This is a genomic window from Neorhizobium phenanthreniclasticum, assembly GCF_040066075.1.
Classification (GTDB): Bacteria; Pseudomonadota; Alphaproteobacteria; order Rhizobiales; family Rhizobiaceae; genus Neorhizobium; species Neorhizobium petrolearium.
In genome coordinates this window covers 142,546-163,344 of record NZ_JBEAAL010000005.1, presented here as the reverse complement: position 1 = coordinate 163,344, position 20,799 = coordinate 142,546, and the positions used below count along the sequence as shown (strand labels likewise).

Annotated in this window: 18 protein-coding genes; 12 read left to right on the top strand and 6 right to left on the bottom strand. The window is 61.2% G+C overall.

The window, feature by feature from the left end:
* The first annotated feature begins 34 nt into the window (after positions 1 to 34).
* From carB to ABK249_RS09705, 5 genes are all read left to right on the top strand, one after another.
* A complete protein-coding gene (gene carB / locus ABK249_RS09725) occupies positions 35 to 3,520 on the top strand; it encodes a carbamoyl-phosphate synthase large subunit (protein ID WP_348862733.1) in 3,486 nt (1,161 codons plus the stop codon).
* A gap of 8 nt (positions 3,521 to 3,528) precedes the next feature.
* The gene (locus ABK249_RS09720; protein WP_348862732.1) at positions 3,529 to 4,815 is read left to right on the top strand and encodes a UDP-N-acetylglucosamine 1-carboxyvinyltransferase; all 1,287 of its coding nucleotides are present in this window, start codon (positions 3,529 to 3,531) and stop codon (positions 4,813 to 4,815) included.
* A gap of 173 nt (positions 4,816 to 4,988) precedes the next feature.
* Positions 4,989 to 6,197, top strand: coding sequence for a T6SS phospholipase effector Tle1-like catalytic domain-containing protein (locus tag ABK249_RS09715; protein WP_348862730.1), 1,209 nt, complete (start codon positions 4,989 to 4,991; stop codon positions 6,195 to 6,197).
* Positions 6,198 to 6,526: 329 nt separating this feature from the next.
* Positions 6,527 to 7,003 carry a transcription elongation factor GreA gene (greA, locus tag ABK249_RS09710; RefSeq protein WP_037147954.1) on the top strand — a complete coding sequence of 159 codons (477 nt, stop codon included), beginning with the start codon at positions 6,527 to 6,529 and terminating at the stop codon, positions 7,001 to 7,003.
* Positions 7,004 to 7,045: 42 nt separating this feature from the next.
* Entirely contained in the window at positions 7,046 to 8,104 is a 1,059-nt protein-coding gene (locus ABK249_RS09705) for a glycosyltransferase family 4 protein (protein WP_348862775.1), read from the top strand.
* Here the strand turns inward: ABK249_RS09705 and ABK249_RS09700 are convergent.
* Genes ABK249_RS09700 through ABK249_RS09685 form a run of 4 tightly spaced genes read right to left on the bottom strand, consistent with a single transcriptional unit; the run spans position 8,088 to position 11,480 of the window.
* Positions 8,088 to 9,110: a glycosyltransferase gene (locus ABK249_RS09700; protein WP_348862729.1), complete on the bottom strand. Its 1,023-nt coding sequence runs from the start codon at positions 9,108 to 9,110 to the stop codon at positions 8,088 to 8,090. The two genes, ABK249_RS09705 and ABK249_RS09700, sit on opposite strands and share 17 nt — an antisense overlap.
* Positions 9,107 to 10,138 (bottom strand): glycosyltransferase, encoded by a 1,032-nt coding sequence (locus ABK249_RS09695; RefSeq protein ID WP_348862727.1) that lies wholly within the window; start codon positions 10,136 to 10,138, stop codon positions 9,107 to 9,109. Before ABK249_RS09695 ends, ABK249_RS09700 begins: the two co-directional genes overlap by 4 nt.
* Before the next feature lie 14 nt (positions 10,139 to 10,152).
* Entirely contained in the window at positions 10,153 to 10,962 is an 810-nt protein-coding gene (locus ABK249_RS09690) for a glycosyltransferase family 2 protein (protein ID WP_037147960.1), read from the bottom strand.
* Between the two features lie 8 nt (positions 10,963 to 10,970).
* Complete coding sequence (locus tag ABK249_RS09685) at positions 10,971 to 11,480, bottom strand: Lrp/AsnC family transcriptional regulator (protein WP_233469781.1); 510 nt, start codon at positions 11,478 to 11,480, stop codon at positions 10,971 to 10,973.
* 176 nt (positions 11,481 to 11,656) lie between these two features.
* On the opposite strand from ABK249_RS09685, the gene trxB reads away from it, so the two are divergent.
* From trxB to ABK249_RS09665, 4 genes are all read left to right on the top strand, one after another.
* A complete protein-coding gene (gene trxB, locus ABK249_RS09680; protein WP_037147964.1) occupies positions 11,657 to 12,631 on the top strand; it encodes a thioredoxin-disulfide reductase in 975 nt (324 codons plus the stop codon).
* 15 nt (positions 12,632 to 12,646) lie between these two features.
* Positions 12,647 to 13,543, top strand: coding sequence for a LysR family transcriptional regulator VtlR (locus ABK249_RS09675; RefSeq protein ID WP_037148640.1), 897 nt, complete (start codon positions 12,647 to 12,649; stop codon positions 13,541 to 13,543).
* A gap of 597 nt (positions 13,544 to 14,140) precedes the next feature.
* Positions 14,141 to 14,437, top strand: a complete 297-nt coding sequence (locus ABK249_RS09670) for an ArsR/SmtB family transcription factor (RefSeq protein WP_037147966.1) — start codon at positions 14,141 to 14,143, stop codon at positions 14,435 to 14,437.
* A 41-nt stretch (positions 14,438 to 14,478) separates the two neighbouring features.
* The gene (locus ABK249_RS09665; RefSeq protein WP_037147968.1) at positions 14,479 to 15,600 is read left to right on the top strand and encodes an alkene reductase; all 1,122 of its coding nucleotides are present in this window, start codon (positions 14,479 to 14,481) and stop codon (positions 15,598 to 15,600) included.
* A 191-nt stretch (positions 15,601 to 15,791) separates the two neighbouring features.
* Here ABK249_RS09665 and ABK249_RS09660 read toward each other — a convergent pair whose 3' ends face one another.
* Complete coding sequence (locus tag ABK249_RS09660; RefSeq protein ID WP_037148643.1) at positions 15,792 to 16,802, bottom strand: NAD-dependent epimerase/dehydratase family protein; 1,011 nt, start codon at positions 16,800 to 16,802, stop codon at positions 15,792 to 15,794.
* Between the two features lie 96 nt (positions 16,803 to 16,898).
* Here ABK249_RS09660 and ABK249_RS09655 point away from each other — a divergent pair, with 96 nt between their 5' ends.
* Complete coding sequence (locus ABK249_RS09655; protein WP_348862726.1) at positions 16,899 to 17,807, top strand: LysR family transcriptional regulator; 909 nt, start codon at positions 16,899 to 16,901, stop codon at positions 17,805 to 17,807.
* A gap of 15 nt (positions 17,808 to 17,822) precedes the next feature.
* On the opposite strand, the gene ABK249_RS09650 is transcribed toward ABK249_RS09655, so the two are convergent.
* Positions 17,823 to 18,086, bottom strand: a complete 264-nt coding sequence (locus ABK249_RS09650) for a DUF2188 domain-containing protein (RefSeq protein WP_037147972.1) — start codon at positions 18,084 to 18,086, stop codon at positions 17,823 to 17,825.
* Between the two features lie 209 nt (positions 18,087 to 18,295).
* Here ABK249_RS09650 and ABK249_RS09645 point away from each other — a divergent pair, with 209 nt between their 5' ends.
* Entirely contained in the window at positions 18,296 to 19,411 is a 1,116-nt protein-coding gene (locus ABK249_RS09645; RefSeq protein WP_415926433.1) for a calcium:cation antiporter, read from the top strand.
* 168 nt (positions 19,412 to 19,579) lie between these two features.
* Entirely contained in the window at positions 19,580 to 20,695 is a 1,116-nt protein-coding gene (locus tag ABK249_RS09640; RefSeq protein WP_081952745.1) for a 5-methyltetrahydropteroyltriglutamate--homocysteine S-methyltransferase, read from the top strand.
* Positions 20,696 to 20,799 lie beyond the last annotated feature (104 nt).

Sequence of the window (20,799 nt, the reverse complement as noted above, 5' to 3'; positions counted from 1 at the left end):
GTTTTTCGCGCAGGAAAAAAGCGGAAAGACTTCTATGCCCAAGCGCCAAGATATCAAATCGATCCTCATCATCGGCGCGGGCCCGATCGTCATCGGCCAGGCATGCGAGTTCGACTATTCCGGCACCCAGGCCTGCAAGGCGCTGCGGGAGGAAGGCTACCGGGTCATCCTGGTCAATTCCAACCCTGCCACCATCATGACCGATCCCGGCCTTGCCGACGCGACCTATGTCGAGCCGATCACGCCGGAGGTCGTCGCCAAGATCATCGCCAAGGAACGCCCGGACGCGCTGCTGCCGACCATGGGCGGCCAGACGGCGCTGAATACTGCCCTCTCCCTGAAGCGCATGGGCGTGCTCGACCGCTACAATGTCGAGATGATCGGCGCCAAGCCCGCCGCGATCGACATGGCCGAGGACCGAGCCCTCTTCCGCGAAGCCATGGCCCGCATCGGCCTCGAAACGCCGAAATCAATGCTGGCCAACGCCACCGACATCAAGGATGCCGACCGCAAGACCCATGAGGCCGAGCGCGCCAAGCTGCGCGACAGCCTTTCCGGCGCCGAGCTCGACAAAGCGCTCGACGCGCTGGAAAACCAGTGGAACCTCGGCGAGAGCGACCGCAAGCAGCGCTATATGAATCATGCCATGGCGATCGCCGCCCAGGCGCTCGACCATGTCGGCCTTCCGGCGATCATCCGCCCTTCCTTCACGCTCGGCGGCACCGGCGGCGGCATCGCCTACAACCGCTCGGAATTCTTCGAAATCGTCTCGGGCGGCCTCGACGCCTCGCCGACCACCGAAGTGCTGATCGAGGAATCGGTGCTCGGCTGGAAAGAGTATGAGATGGAAGTGATCCGCGACAAGGCGGACAACTGCATCATCATCTGCTCGATCGAGAACATCGATCCGATGGGCGTCCACACGGGGGATTCGATCACGGTTGCGCCGGCGCTGACGCTGACCGACAAGGAATACCAGATCATGCGCAATGCCTCGATCGCGGTGCTGCGCGAGATCGGCGTCGAGACCGGCGGCTCGAACGTCCAGTTCGCCGTCAACCCGAAGGACGGCCGCCTCGTCGTCATCGAGATGAACCCGCGCGTGTCGCGCTCCTCGGCGCTAGCCTCGAAGGCGACCGGCTTCCCGATCGCCAAGGTCGCGGCGAAGCTCGCCGTCGGCTATACGCTGGACGAACTCGAAAACGACATCACCGGCGGCGCGACGCCCGCTTCCTTCGAACCGTCGATCGACTATGTCGTGACGAAGATCCCGCGCTTCGCCTTCGAGAAGTTCCCGGGCGCCGAGCCGATCCTGACGACCGCGATGAAGTCGGTCGGCGAGGTCATGGCGATCGGCCGTACCTTTGCGGAATCGCTGCAGAAGGCCTTGCGCGGCCTCGAAACCGGCCTGACCGGTCTCGACGAGATCGAAATCCCCGGCCTCGAAGAGGGCGAAGACCGCCACAACGCCATTCGTGCCGCAATCGGCACCCCGACGCCGGACCGTCTGCGCATGGTCGCCCAGGCGCTGCGCATGGGCATGTCCGAGGCGGAAGTCCATGAGGCCTGCAAGATCGACCCGTGGTTCATCGCCCAGCTCAAGGCGATCATCGACATGGAGGCCCGCATCCGCGAGCACGGCCTGCCGACCGACGCAGAAAACCTGCGCATGCTGAAGGCCATGGGCTTCTCCGACGCCCGCCTCGCGAGCCTCTCGGGCAAGCGCCCGAAGGAAGTCGCCGAACTGCGCAACAGCCTCGGCGTCCGCCCGGTCTTCAAGCGCATCGACACCTGCGCCGCCGAGTTCGCCTCACCGACCGCCTACATGTATTCGACCTACGAGACGCCCTTCGTCGGCGCACTCCGTTCGGAAGCAGAAGTCTCCGCGGCCAAGAAGGTCGTGATCCTCGGTGGCGGCCCGAACCGCATCGGCCAGGGCATCGAGTTCGACTATTGCTGCTGCCACGCCGCCTTCGCTCTCAAGGATGCGGGCTATGAAGCGATCATGATCAACTGCAACCCGGAGACGGTCTCGACCGACTACGACACCTCCGACCGCCTCTATTTCGAACCGCTGACCGCAGAGGACGTGATCGAGATCCTGCGCGCCGAGCAGGAAAAGGGCGAAGTCGTCGGCGTCATCGTCCAGTTCGGCGGCCAGACGCCGCTGAAGCTCGCCGAAGCGCTCGAAAAGAACGGCATCCCGATCCTCGGCACAGCGCCCGACATGATCGACCTTGCCGAAGATCGCGACCGCTTCCAGAAGCTGCTGATGAAGCTCGACCTCAACCAGCCGAGGAACGGCATCGCCTATTCGGTCGAACAGGCACGCCTCGTCGCCGCCGAGATCGGCTTCCCGCTGGTGGTGCGTCCTTCCTACGTGCTCGGCGGCCGCGCCATGCAGATCATCCATTCGGAATCGATGCTGCAGACCTACCTGCTCGACACTGTTCCGGGCCTCGTGCCGGAAGACATCAAGCAGCGCTACCCGAACGACAAGACCGGCCAGATCAATACGCTGCTCGGCAAGAACCCGCTGCTCTTCGACAGCTACTTGACCAATGCGATCGAAGTGGACGTCGACTGCCTTTCCGACGGCACGGACGTCTATGTCGCTGGCATCATGGAGCATATCGAGGAGGCCGGCATCCATTCGGGCGATAGCGCCTGCTCGCTGCCGCCCCGTTCGCTCTCGAAGGAGACGCTTGACGAGTTGGAACGCCAGGCCAAGGCGATGGCGAAGGCGCTCAATGTCGGCGGCCTAATGAACGTCCAGTTCGCCATCAAGGACGGCACGATCTACGTGCTCGAAGTCAACCCGCGCGCCTCGCGCACCGTGCCCTTCGTCGCCAAGACCATCGGCGCACCGATCGCCAAGATCGCCGCCCGCGTCATGGCCGGCGAGAAGCTCGACGCGACCTTCGCCGCCTATGGCAAAAAGCCCGATCCGCGGGCGCTGAAGCATATCGCGGTCAAGGAAGCCGTCTTCCCGTTCGCCCGCTTCCCCGGCGTCGATACGCTTCTGGGTCCTGAGATGCGGTCGACCGGCGAAGTCATCGGCCTCGACACGGATTTCGCGCTCGCCTTCGCCAAGAGCCAGCTCGGCGCCAATGTTGAACTGCCGCGCGACGGCACCGTCTTCGTCTCCGTCCGCGACGAAGACAAGGTACGCGTGCTCCCGGCGATCCGCATCCTGACGGAGATCGGCTTCAAGGTGCTCGCAACCGGCGGTACCGCCCGCTTCCTTGGCGAACACGGCATCACCGCCACCAAGATCAACAAGGTTCTGGAAGGCCGTCCGCATATCGAGGATGCGATCCGCAACCGCCAGGTCCAGCTCGTCATCAACACGACCGACGGCAACAAGGCGATCTCGGATTCGAAATCGTTGCGCCGCGCGACGCTGATGCAGAAGGTGCCCTACTACACCACCATGGCCGGTGCCGAAGCGGCAGCACTCGCCATCAAGGCGCTGAAGGCCGGCAATCTCGAAGTCCGGCCGTTGCAGAGCTATTTTTAGGAAAACCGATGGCTGACCTGATCATCGACGGCGGGCGCCCAGTCTCCGGAACAGTTCGGCCCTCCGGCAACAAGAATGCCGTCCTGCCGATGCTGTGCGCTTCATTGCTGACCGATGAGGCGGTGACACTGGAGAATGTGCCCGAGATCAGCGACATCGACAAATTGCTGCAGTATTTCGCGGCGATGGGCTCGACTATCGACCGCGATCTGGATGGTCAGCGTCTGACGATCAGGCATGATGCAGCAGCCTTCAAGAACGGCCAGGCGCAACTGCCGGTCGGCATTCGCGCCGCCGTGCTACTCCTCGGTCCGGTCCTGCTGCGCAACGGCCGCCTTACATTCGACACCACCGCCAAGGGCTGTGCGCTGGGTGTGCGCGAGATCGACCCGCATCTCGACATCATCGAAAGGCTGGGCGGCCGCATCGTCGCCGATCATCCCTATGAGATCGAGCGTCAAGGCGCGATGGTCGGAGCGGACCTATGGCCGGATTATGCTTCGGTAACGGCGACGGAAACCTTTGCGATGATCGCCGCGCTCGCAGAAGGCACGTCCACACTCACCAATGCAGCCTCCGAACCGCATGTGCAAGCGCTGTGCGAGATGCTGCTGGCCATGGGCGCCAGGATCGAAGGTATCGGCACATCGCGCCTTACGATTCACGGTGTCGATCGCCTCGGCGGCACGGTCGCACGCGTTCCCGACGATCACCATGAAGTCGCAACCTATCTGGCCATTGGTGCCGTCACCGGTGGACGCCTGACTGTCGAAACGGATATGGGCGGCCATATGCCGCTGATCCTGCGCCAGTTCGAAAAGCTTGGCCTCCGCTTCGAAATCGGCGATGGAGCGATCACCGCAAGTGGCTGGACGCGCTCGATCACCGAACCCTATACGCTGGAAATGCTGCCCAAGATCGAGGCCGCGCCCTGGCCCTATTTCCCTGCCGATCTCCTGCCGCAGGCGATTGGCGTATCGGTCGGCTGCACTGGCGATATCCTGTTCTGGAACAAGGTCTACGAAGGCGCGCTCGGTTGGAGTTCCGAGCTTTTGAAATTCGGTGCACGGGTGCATCTGTCCGATCCGCATCGTCTGATTGTCTGTGGCGGCAACCAATTGCGCCCGGCCACAGTCGAGGCGCCTTACATCATCCGCGTGGTGCTCGCGCTGTTCATCGCCGCCATCCAAATCGATGGCCGCTCCACCATCCGCAATGCCGACCCGATCCGCCGCGCCTATCCGCATTTTGTCGAGAAGCTCACCGCACTCGGCGCCGAGGTGCGCTGGCAGTAATCCCTTGCGCGGGCGGGGGCTGATATGCAGCGCCCTGACGCACCGTAGGAGTATTTCCAGGCAAGGGGGCTACCGCTTTGAGTTGCAAGATTCGGAGAGCATTCTGGCAATCTACCCAGAATTGAAGTTTGCTGCTCCGGATGCTACCTTGCGCTTGGCATTCGGGGGCGGCCATGTCCAAGAATATCATCATTCTCTTCGATGGCACGTCGAACGAAATATCGGCGGACCGGAGCAATATCCTGAGGCTGTTCGGCACGCTGAGGCGATCTGCCGAGCAGATCGTCTATTACGACCCCGGTGTCGGCACCTTCGGCGCGGCCAATGCCTGGTCCAGATTCTACCGGAAGTCCTTCGAAGTGTGGGGGCTTGCGACCGGTTGGGGCCTCGACCAGAATGTCAAGCAAGCCTACCGATTTCTGGTCGAGAACTACGACCAGGGTCCTGCCGATGCCAATGGCCGCCATCCCGACCGCGACCGCATCTATATCTTCGGCTTCAGCCGCGGCGCCTATTCGGCGCGCGTGCTGGCCGGCTTCATCCATGCTTTCGGCCTGACGACCAGATATCATCTCAATCTGCTCGATTACGCCTACAGGACCTACAAGGGCATTCCTGATCAGGAGGAGAGCAGTGGAAATGCCCCCGGCGAGGGAGAAACGCCATCAGCTTTCCTCAGCATGCGGCTCTACGAGCGGATGCTCCGCAACGATCGCCCGCCGATCAGGCTGCTCGGGCTCTTCGATACGGTGGCTTCGGTCATCGAGCCGGGCAAGTGGTATCCCCAGTTCAAGACGCATCCCTTTACCCGCAAGAACCCCAGCGTCGAATGGGTGCGGCATGCGGTGGCGATCGACGAGCGGCGCACCATGTTCCAGCCCGAACTCTGGACGCCCGGACAGGAGTATTGGGGAAGCCCCTTCAAGCCGAAGACCCCTGCGCCACAGGATTTCAAGGAGGTCTGGTTCGCGGGCGTCCATGGCGACGTGGGCGGCGGATACGCGGAAGAGGAAGGCGGCCAGATCAAAATACCGCTCGACTGGATGATCCGCGAGACGGAGCCAGCAGGGCTCGTCTACGTCACGCGCACGATCAACAACATCGTGCTCGGCAGGAACGACAACAAATATGTTCCTCTCGATCCGCTGGCATCCCTCCATGATTCCATGACGATCGGCTGGAAAATCCTCGAATATGCCCCGCGCAGCGTACCCGAGACCTCCTGGCGCAAACGCGGGCATCGGGGCGGGTTCTACATACCGCTCGGCGACCGGCGCCTGGTGCCGGAAGGCGCGATGATCCACGAAACGGTCAGGGCGCGCATGAATGCGGGCGGCTACAATCCGCCCAACCTGCCGGACAATCCACAATTCGTTGCCTGAACTCATCATCCTGCAACCCCTGCGGAAACAGCCGTATCCGTCAACGCCGGCCCGGATATCCGGGCGATTTCTGGCGATTTCCTCACTCGCTTTGTTCGTCGAATGTTCTTTCATCCGTTTGTCAAGTCATTGACAAAACGGCGGCCTTGGATTCTCATGTGAGCATGGGGAACTCCTCCGACAGAGTGTCGAAATTCCTAGCGTTCGCTGTCGAAATTCTGTTATAGTGACCCAAATTCTGATGTTGCGATGGTTCCGAAGTTTTACTCCGGAACCTGTTTCTTTTTGTGTCCGCGGTAACCGCGGGCATGAGTCTGAAGGACAGTGAAATGGTTGAAAAGGTACCGATGACGCAGAACGGTTTTGCCAAGCTGCAGGAAGAACTGCGCTGGCGCCAGCAGGAGGAGCGTCCCCGTATCATCGAGGCAATTGCGGAAGCGCGCGCCCATGGCGACCTTTCGGAAAATGCCGAATACCATGCCGCCAAGGAGGCCCAGAGCCACAATGAAGGCCGCATCACCGAACTCGAAGACCTGACGGCGCGCGCCGAGGTGATCGATCTTTCCAAGATGTCCGGCTCGAAGATCAAGTTCGGCGCAACCGTGAAACTTGTCGACGAGGATACCGACGAGGAAAAGACCTATCAGATCGTCGGCGACCAGGAGGCCGATGTGAAGGCAGGCCGCATCTCCATCTCTTCGCCGATCGCCCGCGCCATGATCGGCAAGGAAGCCGGCGATTCCATCGAAGTGGTCGCCCCCGGCGGCTCCAAGGGCTACGAGATCCTCTCCGTTTCCTGGGGCTGATCGCCTTTGGAAAACAGGGGGGGAAAGAACGGCGATCCCGCCATCATCGATATCCGCGACGTCGAAGTGATCGCGCCGAATTTCAAGCGGCGCCTCTCCGGCGTCACGTCGACGATCATCCAGCTCATCCCGGTCCAGAGGTCGCTCGGCCAGAAGGTTGCAGCGCTTGGGCCGGGCCTGCCTGCCGATCTGCCGCATATCCGATATCGCGATCTCCTCGCCCTCTGGCATCCGCCCCTCGGCAAACGTTTCCGCATCTGGCATGCCCGCCGCAATGTCGAGATGCTGCCGGCGATTTTCATGCGCGACGTGTTGCGCATGCCGCTGAAGATCGTCTTCACCTCGGCCTCGCAGCGCCGCCATACAGGCTGGACGAAATGGCTCATCTCGAAGATGGACAATGTGATTGCCGTCTGCGGCAAGACGGCCGATTACCTTACCGTCCCGAACACGGTCATCCTGCATGGCATCGACACTGACCGCTTCTCACCACCCGGAGACAAAGCTGAAGCCAGGCGAGCACGCGGCCTCGATCCTGCGAAAAAATTCGTCGGCTGCTTCGGCCGCGTGCGGCACCAGAAAGGTACGGATGTCTTCGTGGATTCGATGATCCGCCTGCTGCCCGACCGGCCTGACTGGGCGGCGATCGTCGCCGGGCGCGCCACCGGCCCGCATGTGGATTTCGAGAAGGGCCTGAAGGACAAGGTCGCTGCCGCCGGTCTCGCTGACCGCATCCTCTTCGTCGGCGAGCACACCAATATCAACGAATGGTACCGCGCCCTCGACCTCTTCATCGCCCCGCAGCGCTGGGAAGGCTTCGGGCTCACCCCCCTCGAAGCCATGGCGACGGCCGTACCGGTGATCGCCACCGATGTCGGCGCCTTCCCGGAGCTTCTGGTCATCGGTGAAGATGAAACCGGTGTGATCATCGACCGCGGCAGCGTCGATGCCATGGCCGAAGCCGCGGCCCTCTTCATGGATGATGACGGGCGGCGGCAAGCCGCGTCGATCCGCTCGCGTGATCATGCGGTCGCGAATTTCAGCATCGAGGGCGAGGCAAAACGCCTCAGCAATATCTACCGGATCACGGCTTCCGCGTGAAAAGCCTCATATAAGCGCCGGCAACCGCCTCCTCGGAAAACTGCTGCATCAGCGTTTTGTATCCGCCTTCTGCGACCGTCGCGGCGAGCGCCCTGTTCGTGATCAGCTCTGAGATCGCCCGCGAAAATCCGGCGGGGTCGTCGATATCGACCAGCAGTCCGTTTTCTCCGTCGCGCATGAACCAGGTCGGCCCCTCCGAGCGTGACGAAACGACCGGCCGCTTCTGCGCCCAGGCCTCCAGAATGACATTGCCGAGCGGCTCATGGCTGGACGGCATGACGAAGATATCGGCGGCGGCAACGTAAGGCCTTGCATCCTTCTGCCAGCCAAGGAAGCGCACGCGACCGGTCATGCCCCGTTCCCTGACCTGCGCTTCGAGCGCTTCCTGCTCTTCTCCCTCGCCAGCCAGCCAGAGATAGGCGTCCGGCACCGCCGCCATTGCATCGATCAGCGTATGAAAACCTTTCCGCTTCACGAAACGGCCCATGGACATGATGACCGGCACGTCCTCCGGCGTATCTGCCGAAGCACGCGAGGCCGGCGGCATGGCATCCGCATTGGTGAAATTGGAGATTACCTCGATGCCGCGCGTCCAGCCGAGTTTCCGGACCTGATCCGCAATGCCGGGTGTGTTGCAGACGATGACATCCGTGTTCTTGAAGTAACTGAGCCTGGCCGGATAATCGCCCAGTCGTGAAATCTTGATGCAGCCTTGATAGGCCGGCATCAGTTCGCTGGCGCGCGGAGCCCACGCCATCAAGGCATCCGGCTTTTCTTTCTTCGCCAGTCGAGCGACCTTCGCCGGCAGCAGGAGGCGATCGAGCGAGAGATTGCGAAAATTGCTTTCGATAATCTCCGCCACGCCCTCGATATCTTTCCGCCAGACACGGCCGGGTCTGATGATGGCGCGTTGTTCGACACCGCGACGGGCGAGCGCGTTGACGAGATGGACGAAAAAGCGTTCCGCGCCGCCATCCTTGCCGAAATGATAGTGATGGACCTTCATGACGCGGTTGAGCCGGTTTCGAACAGACGGATATAGGCATCGGTGATCGCCTTTTCCGAGAACCGCTCCTGAAGGGTGCGATGCCCTCCATCCACAAGACGTTGCCTGAGTGCCGGATCGTCCATCAGGCGCCGGATCGCCGTTGCCAGGCCGTCATGGTCGCCCGGATCATACATGAGCGCATCCGTCTCATCCGTCATCGCCCAGGAGGGGCCTTCCGCCCGCGACGACACGGTCGGCTTTCCGGCCGCCCAGCCCTCAAGGCAGACATTCCCGAGTGGCTCGTGCAGGGAGGCGATGGAAAAAACATCGGCGGCGGCGATATAGGCATAGGCATTCGTCTGCCAGCCGGCAAAGCGCACGCGCGACCGAAGACCGAGCTCATCGACCAGCCGTTCGAGATTTTCCCGCTCCGGACCGTCGCCGACCAGCCAGAGATAGGCATTCTCGGCCTTCGTCATGGCGCGGATCAGTGTATCGAAACCCTTTCTCGGCACGAAGCGGCCGAGCCCCAGAACGACGAAGGCATCCGCCGGCGTCTGAAGACTCTCCCGCGATACCGGGCTCACCGGAGCCGCTCGCGTGAAATTCGTGATGACTTCCAGCCCCCGCTTCCAGCCGAACGAGCGTACCTTCTCCGCCACGTCCGGCGTCAGGCAGACGAGGATTTCGGAATTCCGGTAATACCCCAGATGCTCCGGATAGTCGCCGAGCCGGGAAATCCGCCGCGCCTTCTTGTAATCGGGCATGAAGCGGCTCGCCCTTAATTGCCATGTCATGATCACATCGGGCTGGTATTCGCGCAGGATCCTCCACATGCGGAACGACAGCCAGAAGCGCGACAGCGAGATGCGCCGGAATATGCCCAGATAAACCTTGCCGCATTTCTCGAGATCCTTCTGCCAGGTCCGTCCCGGCCGGATCAGCATGCGCTGCTCGATGCCGCGTTCGTGCAGGGAGTTGGCGAGATTGACGAAAAAGCGTTCCGCGCCGCCCTCCTTGCCGAAATGGATGTGCAGGACCTTCATGCGTGTCTCCCGTTTCAGCGCGTCGGCGCGTCGTCCCGATTGGGGCGCTCCGTCAGCGCCTGGCGTTGGTAAAGCTTGGCCTCGGTGAGGAAGGCGTAGACCGCGACCGTCATCGCCTCGATGAACCCTGGCGCGCCGCAACGCCACAAACCGTTTCTCAGGTAAAGCCGGTAGAAATAAAGCAGGGGCGAAATGAAGAGCTTGACCGGCCTCGGCTTCTTGCCCTCCGCGAATTTCTGGTCCGCCTTGAGCGTTGAATACTTGTTTTCTTTAAGAATCTGCTCGTCGATGAGGATCGGCCGGTAGTGCAGCAGGCTGCCGGTCTTCGTCCTGGCGACCTTGCCGTCCGGCACGATACCCTCATGCACCGCCTGGTCGAGGTCGAAAGCGCCCCTTCCCTTGCGGATCAGCCGCAGGATCTTGCGCTCGTGAACCTTCTCGGGCGTGTAGCCGTAACCGATGAGATAGGGCCGTCGCGCCATCTTCCAGCCGACGATCTCCATGGGAGCCGCGACAAGCTCCGGCAGGAGCTTCCGCAGGGATACGTCCAGCCGCTCATCCGAATCGATGCTGAAACACCACGGCTCCCCGCACTGCTCCAGCGCGAACTGCTTCTGCCCCGCGTATCCACGCCATTTCTCATGGAAAAGCCGGATCGGCCAACCTTTGTCGATATAGGACTGGACCAGATCGATCGTTCCGTCCGTAGATCCAGAATCGACGATGACGATATCGGCGAAGTCGACGAGGCTCTCGATGCAGTTGCCGAGATAGGCTTCCTCGTTCTGGCAGATGATGAATGCGGAGATCGGAAGCCTGGCCATTGCCGAACTCAGATTTCCACGAGGCCGAGTTGTTTCACCTGCCGGATCGTCAGCATGGTGCGGACGGTATCCACATGTTCGTCCGCCGTCAGGACCTCGATGACAAAATCCTGGAAGACGGTGAGGTTCTGCGCCGTGCAGCGCAGCAGGAAATCGCTGTCTCCGTTGACCATCCAGGCCTCGCGCACCAGCGGCCATTGCTGCACCTTGGAAGCGAAGGCCTTGAGATCCGCATCCGACTGGCGCTTCAGCCCGACCATGCAGAAGGCGACGAGATCGAAGCCGAGCTTCGGGCCGTTCAGAAGCGCGTGATAACCCTCGATGATGCCGGCTTCCTCGAGCTTGCGCACCCGGCGCAGGCACGGCGGCGCGGAGATGCCCACACGTTCCGCGAGCTCGACATTCGTCATTCGCCCGTCGCGCTGAAGCTCTCTGAGGATTTTGATATCAATGGCGTCCAGATCGGCACGAAGCACGGCTTTCCCCTTTTGTCGAAAGGCTTTTAGCGGAAACGGCATTTAACGCAAGGATCATGGCCCCGCATGCCAACTGATCTGTTGTTAATGCAAAGCTGCCCTTGCATTCCTGCATGGATCGATCTTAGATGACGTTTTAAAGCGGCAGACCGGAAATCGACCCCCTATATGTGGGCTGAAAAAACATGAGTCGATCGGTCTTTGAAAGGAAACTGCATATGTCCGCCCGTCACACGGAGGTTTTGATCATCGGTTCCGGCCCGGCCGGTTACACCGCCGCCATCTATGCGGCACGCGCCATGCTGAAACCCGTGCTGATCGCCGGCCTGGAACAGGGCGGACAGCTCATGATCACCACGGATGTGGAGAACTATCCCGGCTTCGGCGATCCGATTCAGGGGCCCTGGCTGATGGAGCAGATGCTGAAACAGGCGACGCATGTGGGGACAGAAATCGTCAACGATCTCGTGACCGAGGTCGAGCTCGACCACCAGCCGTTCACTGTCCGCACGGATTCCGGCGCCGTCTGGACCGCCGATACGCTCATCATCGCCACCGGCGCCAAGGCGAAATGGCTCGGTCTTGAAAGCGAGCAGCACTTCCAGGGATTCGGGGTCTCCGCCTGCGCCACCTGCGACGGTTTCTTCTACCGCAACAAGGATGTGATCGTGGTCGGCGGCGGTAATTCCGCGGTCGAGGAAGCGCTCTATCTCTCGAATATCGCCAGGTCCGTGACTGTGGTCCACCGCCGCGATAGTTTCCGCTCCGAAAAAATCCTGCAGGAACGCCTTTTCCAGCGTCCGAATGTCAGCGTGCTGTGGAACACGGAAGTGGCCGAAATCACCGGCAAGCCGGCCAAGGCGCCACTGCCGCCATCCGTCGAGGGCGTGAAGCTGCGCAACACTGAAACGGGCGCGATCACCGAGCGGCCGATCGATGGCGTCTTCGTGGCGATCGGCCATGCGCCGGCGACCGAACTCTTCAAGGGCAAGCTGAAGACGAAGCCGAACGGCTATTTGTGGACGGCACCGGACTCCACCGCGACCGACGTGCCCGGCGTCTTTGCGGCCGGCGACGTGACGGACGACACCTTCCGCCAGGCGGTCACCGCTGCCGGCATGGGCTGCATGGCAGCTCTGGAAGCTGAACGTTATCTCGCCGGTCTCCAGCCGGTGGCCGTGGCCGCGGAGTGACGTTCAGGGATGGGTATGCCGCTTGATTGGGATAAATTGCGCATTTTTCACGCTGCGGCGGAGGCTGGTTCGTTCACCCACGCGGCGGACAAGCTTCACCTTTCCCAGTCGGCGATCAGCCGTCAGGTCAGCGCGCTGGAACAGGATGTCGGGGTAAAACTCTTCCATCGCCACGCGCGCGGCCTGATCCTCACGGAGCAGGGCGAACTCCTTTACCGCACCGCGCATGACGTCTTGCTGAAGCTCGAAACAGTCAAGATGCAGCTCACCGAGACGACGGAGAAGCCGTCCGGCAAGCTGCGCGTCACCACGACGGTCGGCCTTGGCCAGGGCTGGCTGACCGACAAGGTGCAGGAGTTCCTTCAGCTCTATCCGGAAATGTCGATCCAGCTCATCCTCGACAACGAGGAACTGGATGTGAACATGCGCCATGCGGACTGCGCGATCCGGCTCCGTCAGCCGCAACAGTCCGACCTCATCCAGCGCAAGCTCTTCACCGTGCACATGCACGTCTATGCCGCCCCCTCCTACATCAATCGCTATGGGGAGCCGCAGTCGATCGAGGATCTCGACAATCACCGCATCATCACGTTCGGCGAACCGGCGCCGAGCTATCTGCTCGACGTCAACTGGCTGGAATATGCCGGCCGCTCGTCGGACAACACGCGCACGCCGCATCTGCAGATCAACAGCCAGACCTCGATCAAGCGGGCCTGCCTGCTGGGAATCGGGATAGCCTGCCTGCCGGATTACATCGTCGGCCGCGACCCTGGACTGATTCAGCTCGCGATCAATGCGGATATTCCATCCTTCGATACCTATTTTTGCTATCCGGATGAAATGAAGAACGCCGCGAAGCTCAAAGTCTTTCGTGATTTCGTCGTCGGCAAGGCCCGCAACTGGAATTTCTGAGCACCGATCAGGCGGTTCAGATGCGCCTCAAGCCCTTTAAACCTGAAGGATTCCAGCGCCCTAGCGTTGCCTGATATGTGTTTGCCGAGATCTTCCGATTGCAGCATTGCATGTTGCGCATGGCTGGCCTGCACAAAAGGGCATTGTTCACTGCACAAAAAACCACCATATCGCACACAGCTGATGCACATGGTGGCTTTTTCCTCCCAGTTCCACCGCAGCAGCTGTTCCCCTCTGGAGGTTTTTTGACCTTCACACTTATAGGGCCCTGGAGCGATCCGGTGGCCCTCTTTTTTTGCCCTGCGTGCAGCGAGCTCTTTTTTCTCCCGTCTCAAAACCTCTGTTCAATATTCCATCCGCACCCTTGTCGAGCGGTCTGCCCTTCCCCATATACTCTGGTAGCTGGCGCCTCCCGACGACATCCCAGTCGTCTGCGCTGGCTGTTCCCCTCTGGAGGTTTTGACCTTCACAACTGAAAGGGCCCTGGAGCGATCCGGCGGCCCATTTTTTTTACGGACTTTCGTTTTTCGCAAACGCCTTCCTTTAAATCGTCATTGGACGATCTATATATCGGTAAACTCCGATGCGGATCCTCAGATGGACAAGACGGAAATCCTGAAGGCGCTGGCGCATCCGACCCGGGTCGAATTCCTGGAATGGATGAAGGAGCCCGAGCGCCATTTCTCAGATCAGGCGCATCCGCTCGAAATGGGTATCTGCGCCAACCAGTTCGAAAAGCGCTGCGGCCTCTCCCAATCGACGGTCTCCGCGCATCTTTCGACGCTCGAAAAGGCTGGATTGCTGAAGATCGATCGCGTCGGCCAATGGGCGTTCTACCACCGCAATGAGGAAACCATTGCGGCCTTTCTCGACGAGCTCAGGTCAACCCTCTGATGCCGGCTCAATCCTCCCAAGTGCAAAAAAAGGAATTTCCGATGGCCAATCTTTTTGATCCGACCAAATTCGGCGACATCGAACTCGCCAACCGCATCGTCATGGCACCGCTCACCCGTAACCGATCGCCGAAGGCAATTCCGAACAATCTCAACGTCACCTATTACGAGCAACGTGCTACGGCCGGCCTGATCATCACCGAGGGAACGCCTGTCACCCAGCAGGGCCAGGGTTATGCCGATGTCCCGGGTCTTTACCTGCCGCAGGCAGTCGAGGGCTGGCAGAAGGTCACTGATGCCGTTCACAGGAAAGGCGGCAGGATCGTCACCCAGATCTGGCATGTCGGCCGTGTCTCCCACGTCTCGCTGCAGCCGAACGGTGCTGCGCCCGTTGCCCCCTCCGCCATCCCAGCCGGTACGAAAACCTACATCATCAATCCGAACGGCAGCGGCGCCTTTGTCGAAACCTCTGCGCCACGGGCGCTCGAACGCTCCGAAATCGCCGGTATCGTCGACGATTTCCGCAAGGGTGCCCGCGCCGCAATCGATGCCGGCTTCGACGGCATCGAACTGCACGGCGCTAACGGCTACCTGATCGACCAGTTCCTGAAGTCAGGTGCCAATCAGCGCACCGACGACTATGGCGGCTCGATCGAGAACCGCGCTCGCTTCCTGCTGGAGGTCGTCGATGCGGTCACCAGGGAAATCGGCGCCGGCCGGGTCGGCATCCGGCTGTCGCCGGTTACCCCGGGCAACGGCATCACCGAGACCGATCCGCAGCCCCTCTTCAACTACGTGGCCAAACAGCTCGGCCCGCGCGGCCTCGCCTTCATCCATGTGATCGAGGGCGCAACCGGGGGTGATCGCGATTTCTTCCAGGGCGACAAGCCCTTCGATTATCAGGAGCTCAAGGCCGTCTATCGCAAGGCCGGCGGCACCGGCGGCTGGCTGGTCAATAACGGATACGATCGCGAAAGCGCCATCGAGGCGGTCGAGAGCGGATATGCCGATGCGGTCGCCTTCGGCAAGCTGTTCCTTGCCAATCCGGACCTCGTTGATCGGCTCCGGCAGAATGCGCCTCTCAATGAGCCGGACAAGGCCACCTTCTATGGCGGCGGCGCAAAGGGGTATACCGATTATCCCGCGCTCGAAGCCGTCGCTTGATAGGAAAGCGAGGGGCCGCGCCATGAGGCCCTTTCGCTGGTGACTAAACCTCGCATCTCACTCGGCGTCATCCTCGGGCTTGTCCCGAGGACTTGCCCACATCGACCGTTTGTAGATCCTCGGGTCAAGCCCGAGGATGACGAAGGAACAGCCGACGGCCTTCCCAAGAGCAGTCAGCAGGCCCTTTTTCGTTAGGCCAGCAGTGCCACCGGCTTTGCCCCCTTGGCCAGCTTCGCTTCCAGGCACCCAAGGTCGATAAGCGCCGCCCTGACCGCCTCATCGATCGGCGTCGACGGCTCCTCCCCGAGGAACGCCAGAAGCTTGTCGTTGCGCATCCGGACCGGCATCTTCCAAAGGTAACGCATCTCGCCGAGCTCGCGGAACAGGGGCACGAAGGGTGACGCAAGCGTCAGCAGCCACCAGGGGAAGGCCTTGACCTTCGGTTTCCTACCGACGACACGACCGATCGCTGCGATCATTTCACGACCGCCCTCATCCCAGAACCCGTTCATGTGGAAGAGCGTAAAACGCGGCAATTCACTCTCCCTGCCGATCAGGCGCAGCATGGTTTCCGCGACATCCGGGAGGTAGGCCCATTGATGGCCGACGTCCCTGGCATTCGGCCGGCTGACGGACGTCACCGGCTTGCCGGCCTTCACCAGTCCCTGGCCGAACCAGCTATTGCCCGCGCCGGGACCGAAATAATCGCCGGCCCGCACGATCAGCACCGGCACGCCCTCCTCCGAAGCCGCCTTCAGTCGACGCTCCATCTCGACGCGGATCTTTCCCTTGCGGGTGACAGGGTTTTGCGGGCTTTCCTCGGTAACATTCGGAAAGACGTCCGGCCCGTAGTTATAGACCGTACCCGGCAGCAGGATGCGGGCACCTACGTCTCTTGCCGCCGCGACCGTATTGTCCAGCATCGGCAGGACCAGCTTTTCCCAGTCCTTGTAGCCCGGCGGATTGACGGCGTGGACGATCAGCCTGACGTCCTGGGCAGCGCGACGAACATCGGCGGCACTCATCGCATCGCCTTGGATCCAATGGAAACGCGGCTCGCGCCGGGTAGCTTCGTCGGCCTTTCGGTTCAACGCGCGAACAGTCCAGCCGCGGGCTACGAGTCCGCGCGCCACATAGCCGCCAATGCCGCCGGTGGCACCGAGGACAAGAGCGACCGGTTTGGCGATCGAGATATTGGTCATGGCGATATTCCTTTTCAGTGCGGTTTCGATGGCTGGAATATCGCGCGGTTTCGCACTATACGGAATTGACGGAAACTTTTTGGCATCCATACAAAAATGAATGACATCAGCTGGGATTTCTACCGAACCTTCCTCGCCGTGCTGCGCTTGGGCTCGCTTTCAGCGGCGGCACGCGAACTCGGCCTCACCCAACCCACCGTCGGCCGGCATATCGACGCCCTGGAACAGGCGGTCGGCTACCAGCTCTTCACCCGCTCGCAACAGGGTCTTTTGCCTACCGATCCGGCGCTGGCGTTGAAACCCTATGCCGAGAACCTAGCCGCCACGACGGCTGCCATGCAGCGGCTCGCGTCGGGTGAATTCGGCGCCATACGAGGCACGGTCAGGATCAGCGCCAGCGACGTGGTCGGCGTGGAAGTCCTGCCGCCAATTCTCGCGGCGCTTCAGGACGAACATCCAGGCCTCGAACTGGAACTCTCACTTTCGGACTCATTGGAGGATCTTCTGAAGCGCGAGGCGGATATCGCCGTGCGCATGACGAGCCCGGCTCAGGAAGCGCTCGTCGCCCGTCATATCGGAGACATTCCGCTCGGGCTCTATGCTCATCGCCGCTATTTGGAGCGGCACGGACCTCCGGAAAATGCGGAAGGACTTCTGGCCCATCGGCTGATCGGCTTCGATCGTCGCTCGGCCTTTGTCCGCGCGGCGGCGGACCGCATCCGCACCAGCGCCCCGGCCTTTCCGGATCTGGAACGCGTCCGCTGGAGCTATCGCGCCGACAGCAACCTCGCCCAGCTTGCGGCGATCCGGGCCGGCGCGGGCATCGGCATCTGCCAGGTCGGCATCGCCCGGCGCGATCCGGATCTCGTCCGGGTCCTGCCGGATATCTTTCAACTGCCGCTCGACACCTGGGTCGCCATGCACGAGAACCTGAAATCCTCACCGCGCTGGCGCGTTACCTTCGACGCACTCGTGAAAGGCCTTCTGAAGTACGCCCGCAACTGACGGCCTTGACCGGCATCAGCGGGCGTCGGCGCCCTCGTCCCCATCCACGACCTCGGCTTCCGGGCGATCACCGCCCTCGCTGTATTCGGTGTGCCAGACGCCCTTTTCGTCCTGCCAGCTGATCTCCTCCGGTTCGCCGCCAACCTGCTGTTCTGCAGCCACGATACGGGCTGCCTGCAGGGCATCTGAATGCGTAGGGAAAGTTTCCGAATAGACGTCACCCTGACGATATGCCCAGCCGCCGTCGTGCTGTACGACCTTGTAGACGATCTTGGTCATTCTTCCTCCTTGTCCTTTCATGGCCACAACGATCTCTCCGGATCCGTCTCCAGACGCGGTATCGGGGTAAAGAAGCAAAAGAGGTGCCCCGAAGTTCCAGGCCACATGTTAAATTATGGCATCAAAGCGCGGCTGTCGCAAATCCTTGAAGAGAAAAACGAACCTCCTTGATGCCGCAAGTCGCCGCGTTAGATTGTGTCCGCAAAAGCATGGAGCCGCCGGTGGGACTTCTCCCTCTTCTGAAACAGGAACGATCCCTCATCGCAGCGCTTGCGGCAGCCTTTATCGCCTATGCCGTTGAGCATTCGATCCTGGAAGGCGGCCGGACCGCCTCGGCGGTCGCCGCCGTGGTACTGATCGCGGTCATCATCCTCGCGTCGACGCGCGTCGCCCACCATGCGGAAGTGCTCGCCCACAAGGTCGGCGATCCCTACGGCACGATGATCCTGACGCTTTCGGCCGTCGCGGTGGAAGTGCTGATCCTCGCGATCATGATGGGCAACACGACATCGCCCACACTTGTACGCGACACCATCTATGCCGCGGTCATGCTGGACATCAACGGCATCCTCGGCCTTGCCGCCCTGCTCGGTGGACTTCGCCATGGAGAGCAGCCTTATAACGACGATTCCAGCCGCACCTACAGCGTTATGATCCTGACGGCCATGAGCATCTCCATGGTGGTGCCGGAGTTCATTCCGACCTCCAAATGGCATTACTATTCCGCCTTCACGATCGGTGCGATGATCGCGCTCTACGCCCTCTTCCTGCGCATGCAGGTCGGCACGCACAGCTATTTCTTCAGCTACAGCTATCCCCGCACGAAAACGGCAGCAGGGGGGCACACCCCGCAGAAGGAAGCCAAGGAGGAGGAGGCTGTGGCCTCCATTGTCATCATCCTCTTCGGCGTCCTGATCATCGGCTTTCTCGCGGAATTCATGTCGGCCTTCATGAACGTCGGGCTCGATGGCACCGGCGCGCCGCCGGCCTTGATGGCGGTCGTGGTCGCGGCCATTTCCGCGGCACCCGAAATCCTGACTGCGCTGCGTGCTGCGCTCCGCAACCGCATGCAGTCGGTCGTCAACATCGCCATGGGTGCCTCGCTGTCGACGGTCATCCTCACCGTGCCGGTGATGGAGGCGATCGCTCTTTACAGCGGCCAGCCCTTCATCATGGCCATGACTCCGGTCCAGACGGTGATGGTGGCCGTCACGCTGGTTGCCGTGGCGATCAACCTCAACGACGGCCAGACGAATGCTATCGAGGGCATGACCCATTTTGTGCTTTTCGCCACGTTCGTGATGCTGACGGTCCTCGGGCTCTGACAAAAAGCGATTCCGGAACAACAACTTGCATATGCATACGGAATCGGGTTGAGAAGACGTTGAATCAACCTGCGAAATGTGCTGTTTCACCTTCAAAGGCGCATACCTGTATACACGCCTTCGCCGCTGCACGGCTGTTGCAGCTTATATCCGTGAATGGAGGACCCCATGCCGACACCGCCCTATAGAGCCGATCACGTTGGTTCGCTCCTGCGCCCCGCTTCCGTCAAGGAGGCCCGCAGGAAGTTCTACGAAGAGAAGAGCATTTCCGCCGACGAGCTGAAGGCTGTCGAGGACGAGGCCATCAAGGACCTCGTGAAGCTGCAGGAAGGCGTCGGCCTCAAGGTCGTCACCGACGGCGAAGCGCGCCGCCATTTCTGGCACTATGACTTCCTCGGCGAGCTCGACGGGATGGAGTTCGTCACCCGCGAAGCGCATAAGGGCGTCACTTTCCACGGCGTCAAGCTGCCGCCGACCTTCCCGACCATCAACGGCAAGCTCGACTTCCCGGATAATCACCCGCATCTGGAGCATTTCAAGTATCTCGCTTCGGTGACCAAGGTTACGCCGAAGATCTCCATTCCCGGCCCGAGCGTCGCTCACTACCGCACCGCCAAGGCGGACATCCATCCTGCCGAATATCAGGACGTCGAGGTACTGTTCGCCGATCTCGCCAGGACCTATGCTAAGGCCGTGCAGAAGTTCTACGAAGCCGGCTGCCGCTATCTGCAAATGGACGACATCTACTTCGCCTATCTGGGTGACGAGAAGCAGCGTGCCATGAAGCGGGAAGAAGGTTTCGATCCTGACTGGCTGATTCAGAAATACGCATGGATGATGCATGAGGCGATCAAGGACCGTCCGAAGGACATGCTGATCGGCATGCATATGTGCCGTGGCAACTTCCGTTCCACCTGGGCTGCCGAGGGCGGCTACGACGCAGCAGCCGACGCGATCTTCAACCATACCGGCGTCGACATGTTCTTCATGGAATACGATACCGAGCGGGCCGGCGGGCTGCAGCCGCTCAGTCTTCTCAAGAAGGGCAAGCAACGCGTCTATCCAGGCTTCATCACCACCAAGACCGGCGAACTGGAAAGCCTGGATTCGCTCCGCCGTCACTTTGACGAGGCTTCGAAATACGTCGATCTCGACCAGCTCGGCATCGCACCCCAATGCGGCTTTGCCTCGACCGAGGAAGGCAATTCGATCACCGAGGACGACCAGAAGCGCAAGCTGGAGCTCGTCGTCAAGACAGCCGAAATGATCTGGGGCACGGCCTGACAAGTTACGCGGCCGCAGCCCGCGACGGATTGCGGCCCCTCCTCTTGAGAAAAAAATCCTCCGCGATAATTCTTAGTTGGTACGTAGCCAACGAGGGACCACGA

Bases quoted from the DNA above. Each gene is read 5' to 3' on its own strand.
- carB (WP_348862733.1), top strand. From the start codon at position 35: ATGCCCAAGCGCCAAGATATCAAATCGATCCTCATCATCGGCGCGGGC.
- ABK249_RS09720 (WP_348862732.1), top strand. From the start codon at position 3,529: ATGGCTGACCTGATCATCGACGGCGGGCGCCCAGTCTCCGGAACAGTT.
- ABK249_RS09715 (WP_348862730.1), top strand. From the start codon at position 4,989: ATGTCCAAGAATATCATCATTCTCTTCGATGGCACGTCGAACGAAATA.
- greA (WP_037147954.1), top strand. From the start codon at position 6,527: ATGGTTGAAAAGGTACCGATGACGCAGAACGGTTTTGCCAAGCTGCAG.
- ABK249_RS09700 (WP_348862729.1), bottom strand. From the start codon at position 9,110: ATGAAGGTCCATCACTATCATTTCGGCAAGGATGGCGGCGCGGAACGC.
- ABK249_RS09695 (WP_348862727.1), bottom strand. From the start codon at position 10,138: ATGAAGGTCCTGCACATCCATTTCGGCAAGGAGGGCGGCGCGGAACGC.
- ABK249_RS09690 (WP_037147960.1), bottom strand. From the start codon at position 10,962: ATGGCCAGGCTTCCGATCTCCGCATTCATCATCTGCCAGAACGAGGAA.
- ABK249_RS09685 (WP_233469781.1), bottom strand. From the start codon at position 11,480: ATGCCGTTTCCGCTAAAAGCCTTTCGACAAAAGGGGAAAGCCGTGCTT.
- trxB (WP_037147964.1), top strand. From the start codon at position 11,657: ATGTCCGCCCGTCACACGGAGGTTTTGATCATCGGTTCCGGCCCGGCC.
- ABK249_RS09675 (WP_037148640.1), top strand. From the start codon at position 12,647: ATGCCGCTTGATTGGGATAAATTGCGCATTTTTCACGCTGCGGCGGAG.
- ABK249_RS09670 (WP_037147966.1), top strand. From the start codon at position 14,141: ATGGACAAGACGGAAATCCTGAAGGCGCTGGCGCATCCGACCCGGGTC.
- ABK249_RS09665 (WP_037147968.1), top strand. From the start codon at position 14,479: ATGGCCAATCTTTTTGATCCGACCAAATTCGGCGACATCGAACTCGCC.
- ABK249_RS09660 (WP_037148643.1), bottom strand. From the start codon at position 16,802: ATGACCAATATCTCGATCGCCAAACCGGTCGCTCTTGTCCTCGGTGCC.
- ABK249_RS09655 (WP_348862726.1), top strand. From the start codon at position 16,899: ATGAATGACATCAGCTGGGATTTCTACCGAACCTTCCTCGCCGTGCTG.
- ABK249_RS09650 (WP_037147972.1), bottom strand. From the start codon at position 18,086: ATGACCAAGATCGTCTACAAGGTCGTACAGCACGACGGCGGCTGGGCA.
- ABK249_RS09645 (WP_415926433.1), top strand. From the start codon at position 18,296: ATGGAGCCGCCGGTGGGACTTCTCCCTCTTCTGAAACAGGAACGATCC.
- ABK249_RS09640 (WP_081952745.1), top strand. From the start codon at position 19,580: ATGCCGACACCGCCCTATAGAGCCGATCACGTTGGTTCGCTCCTGCGC.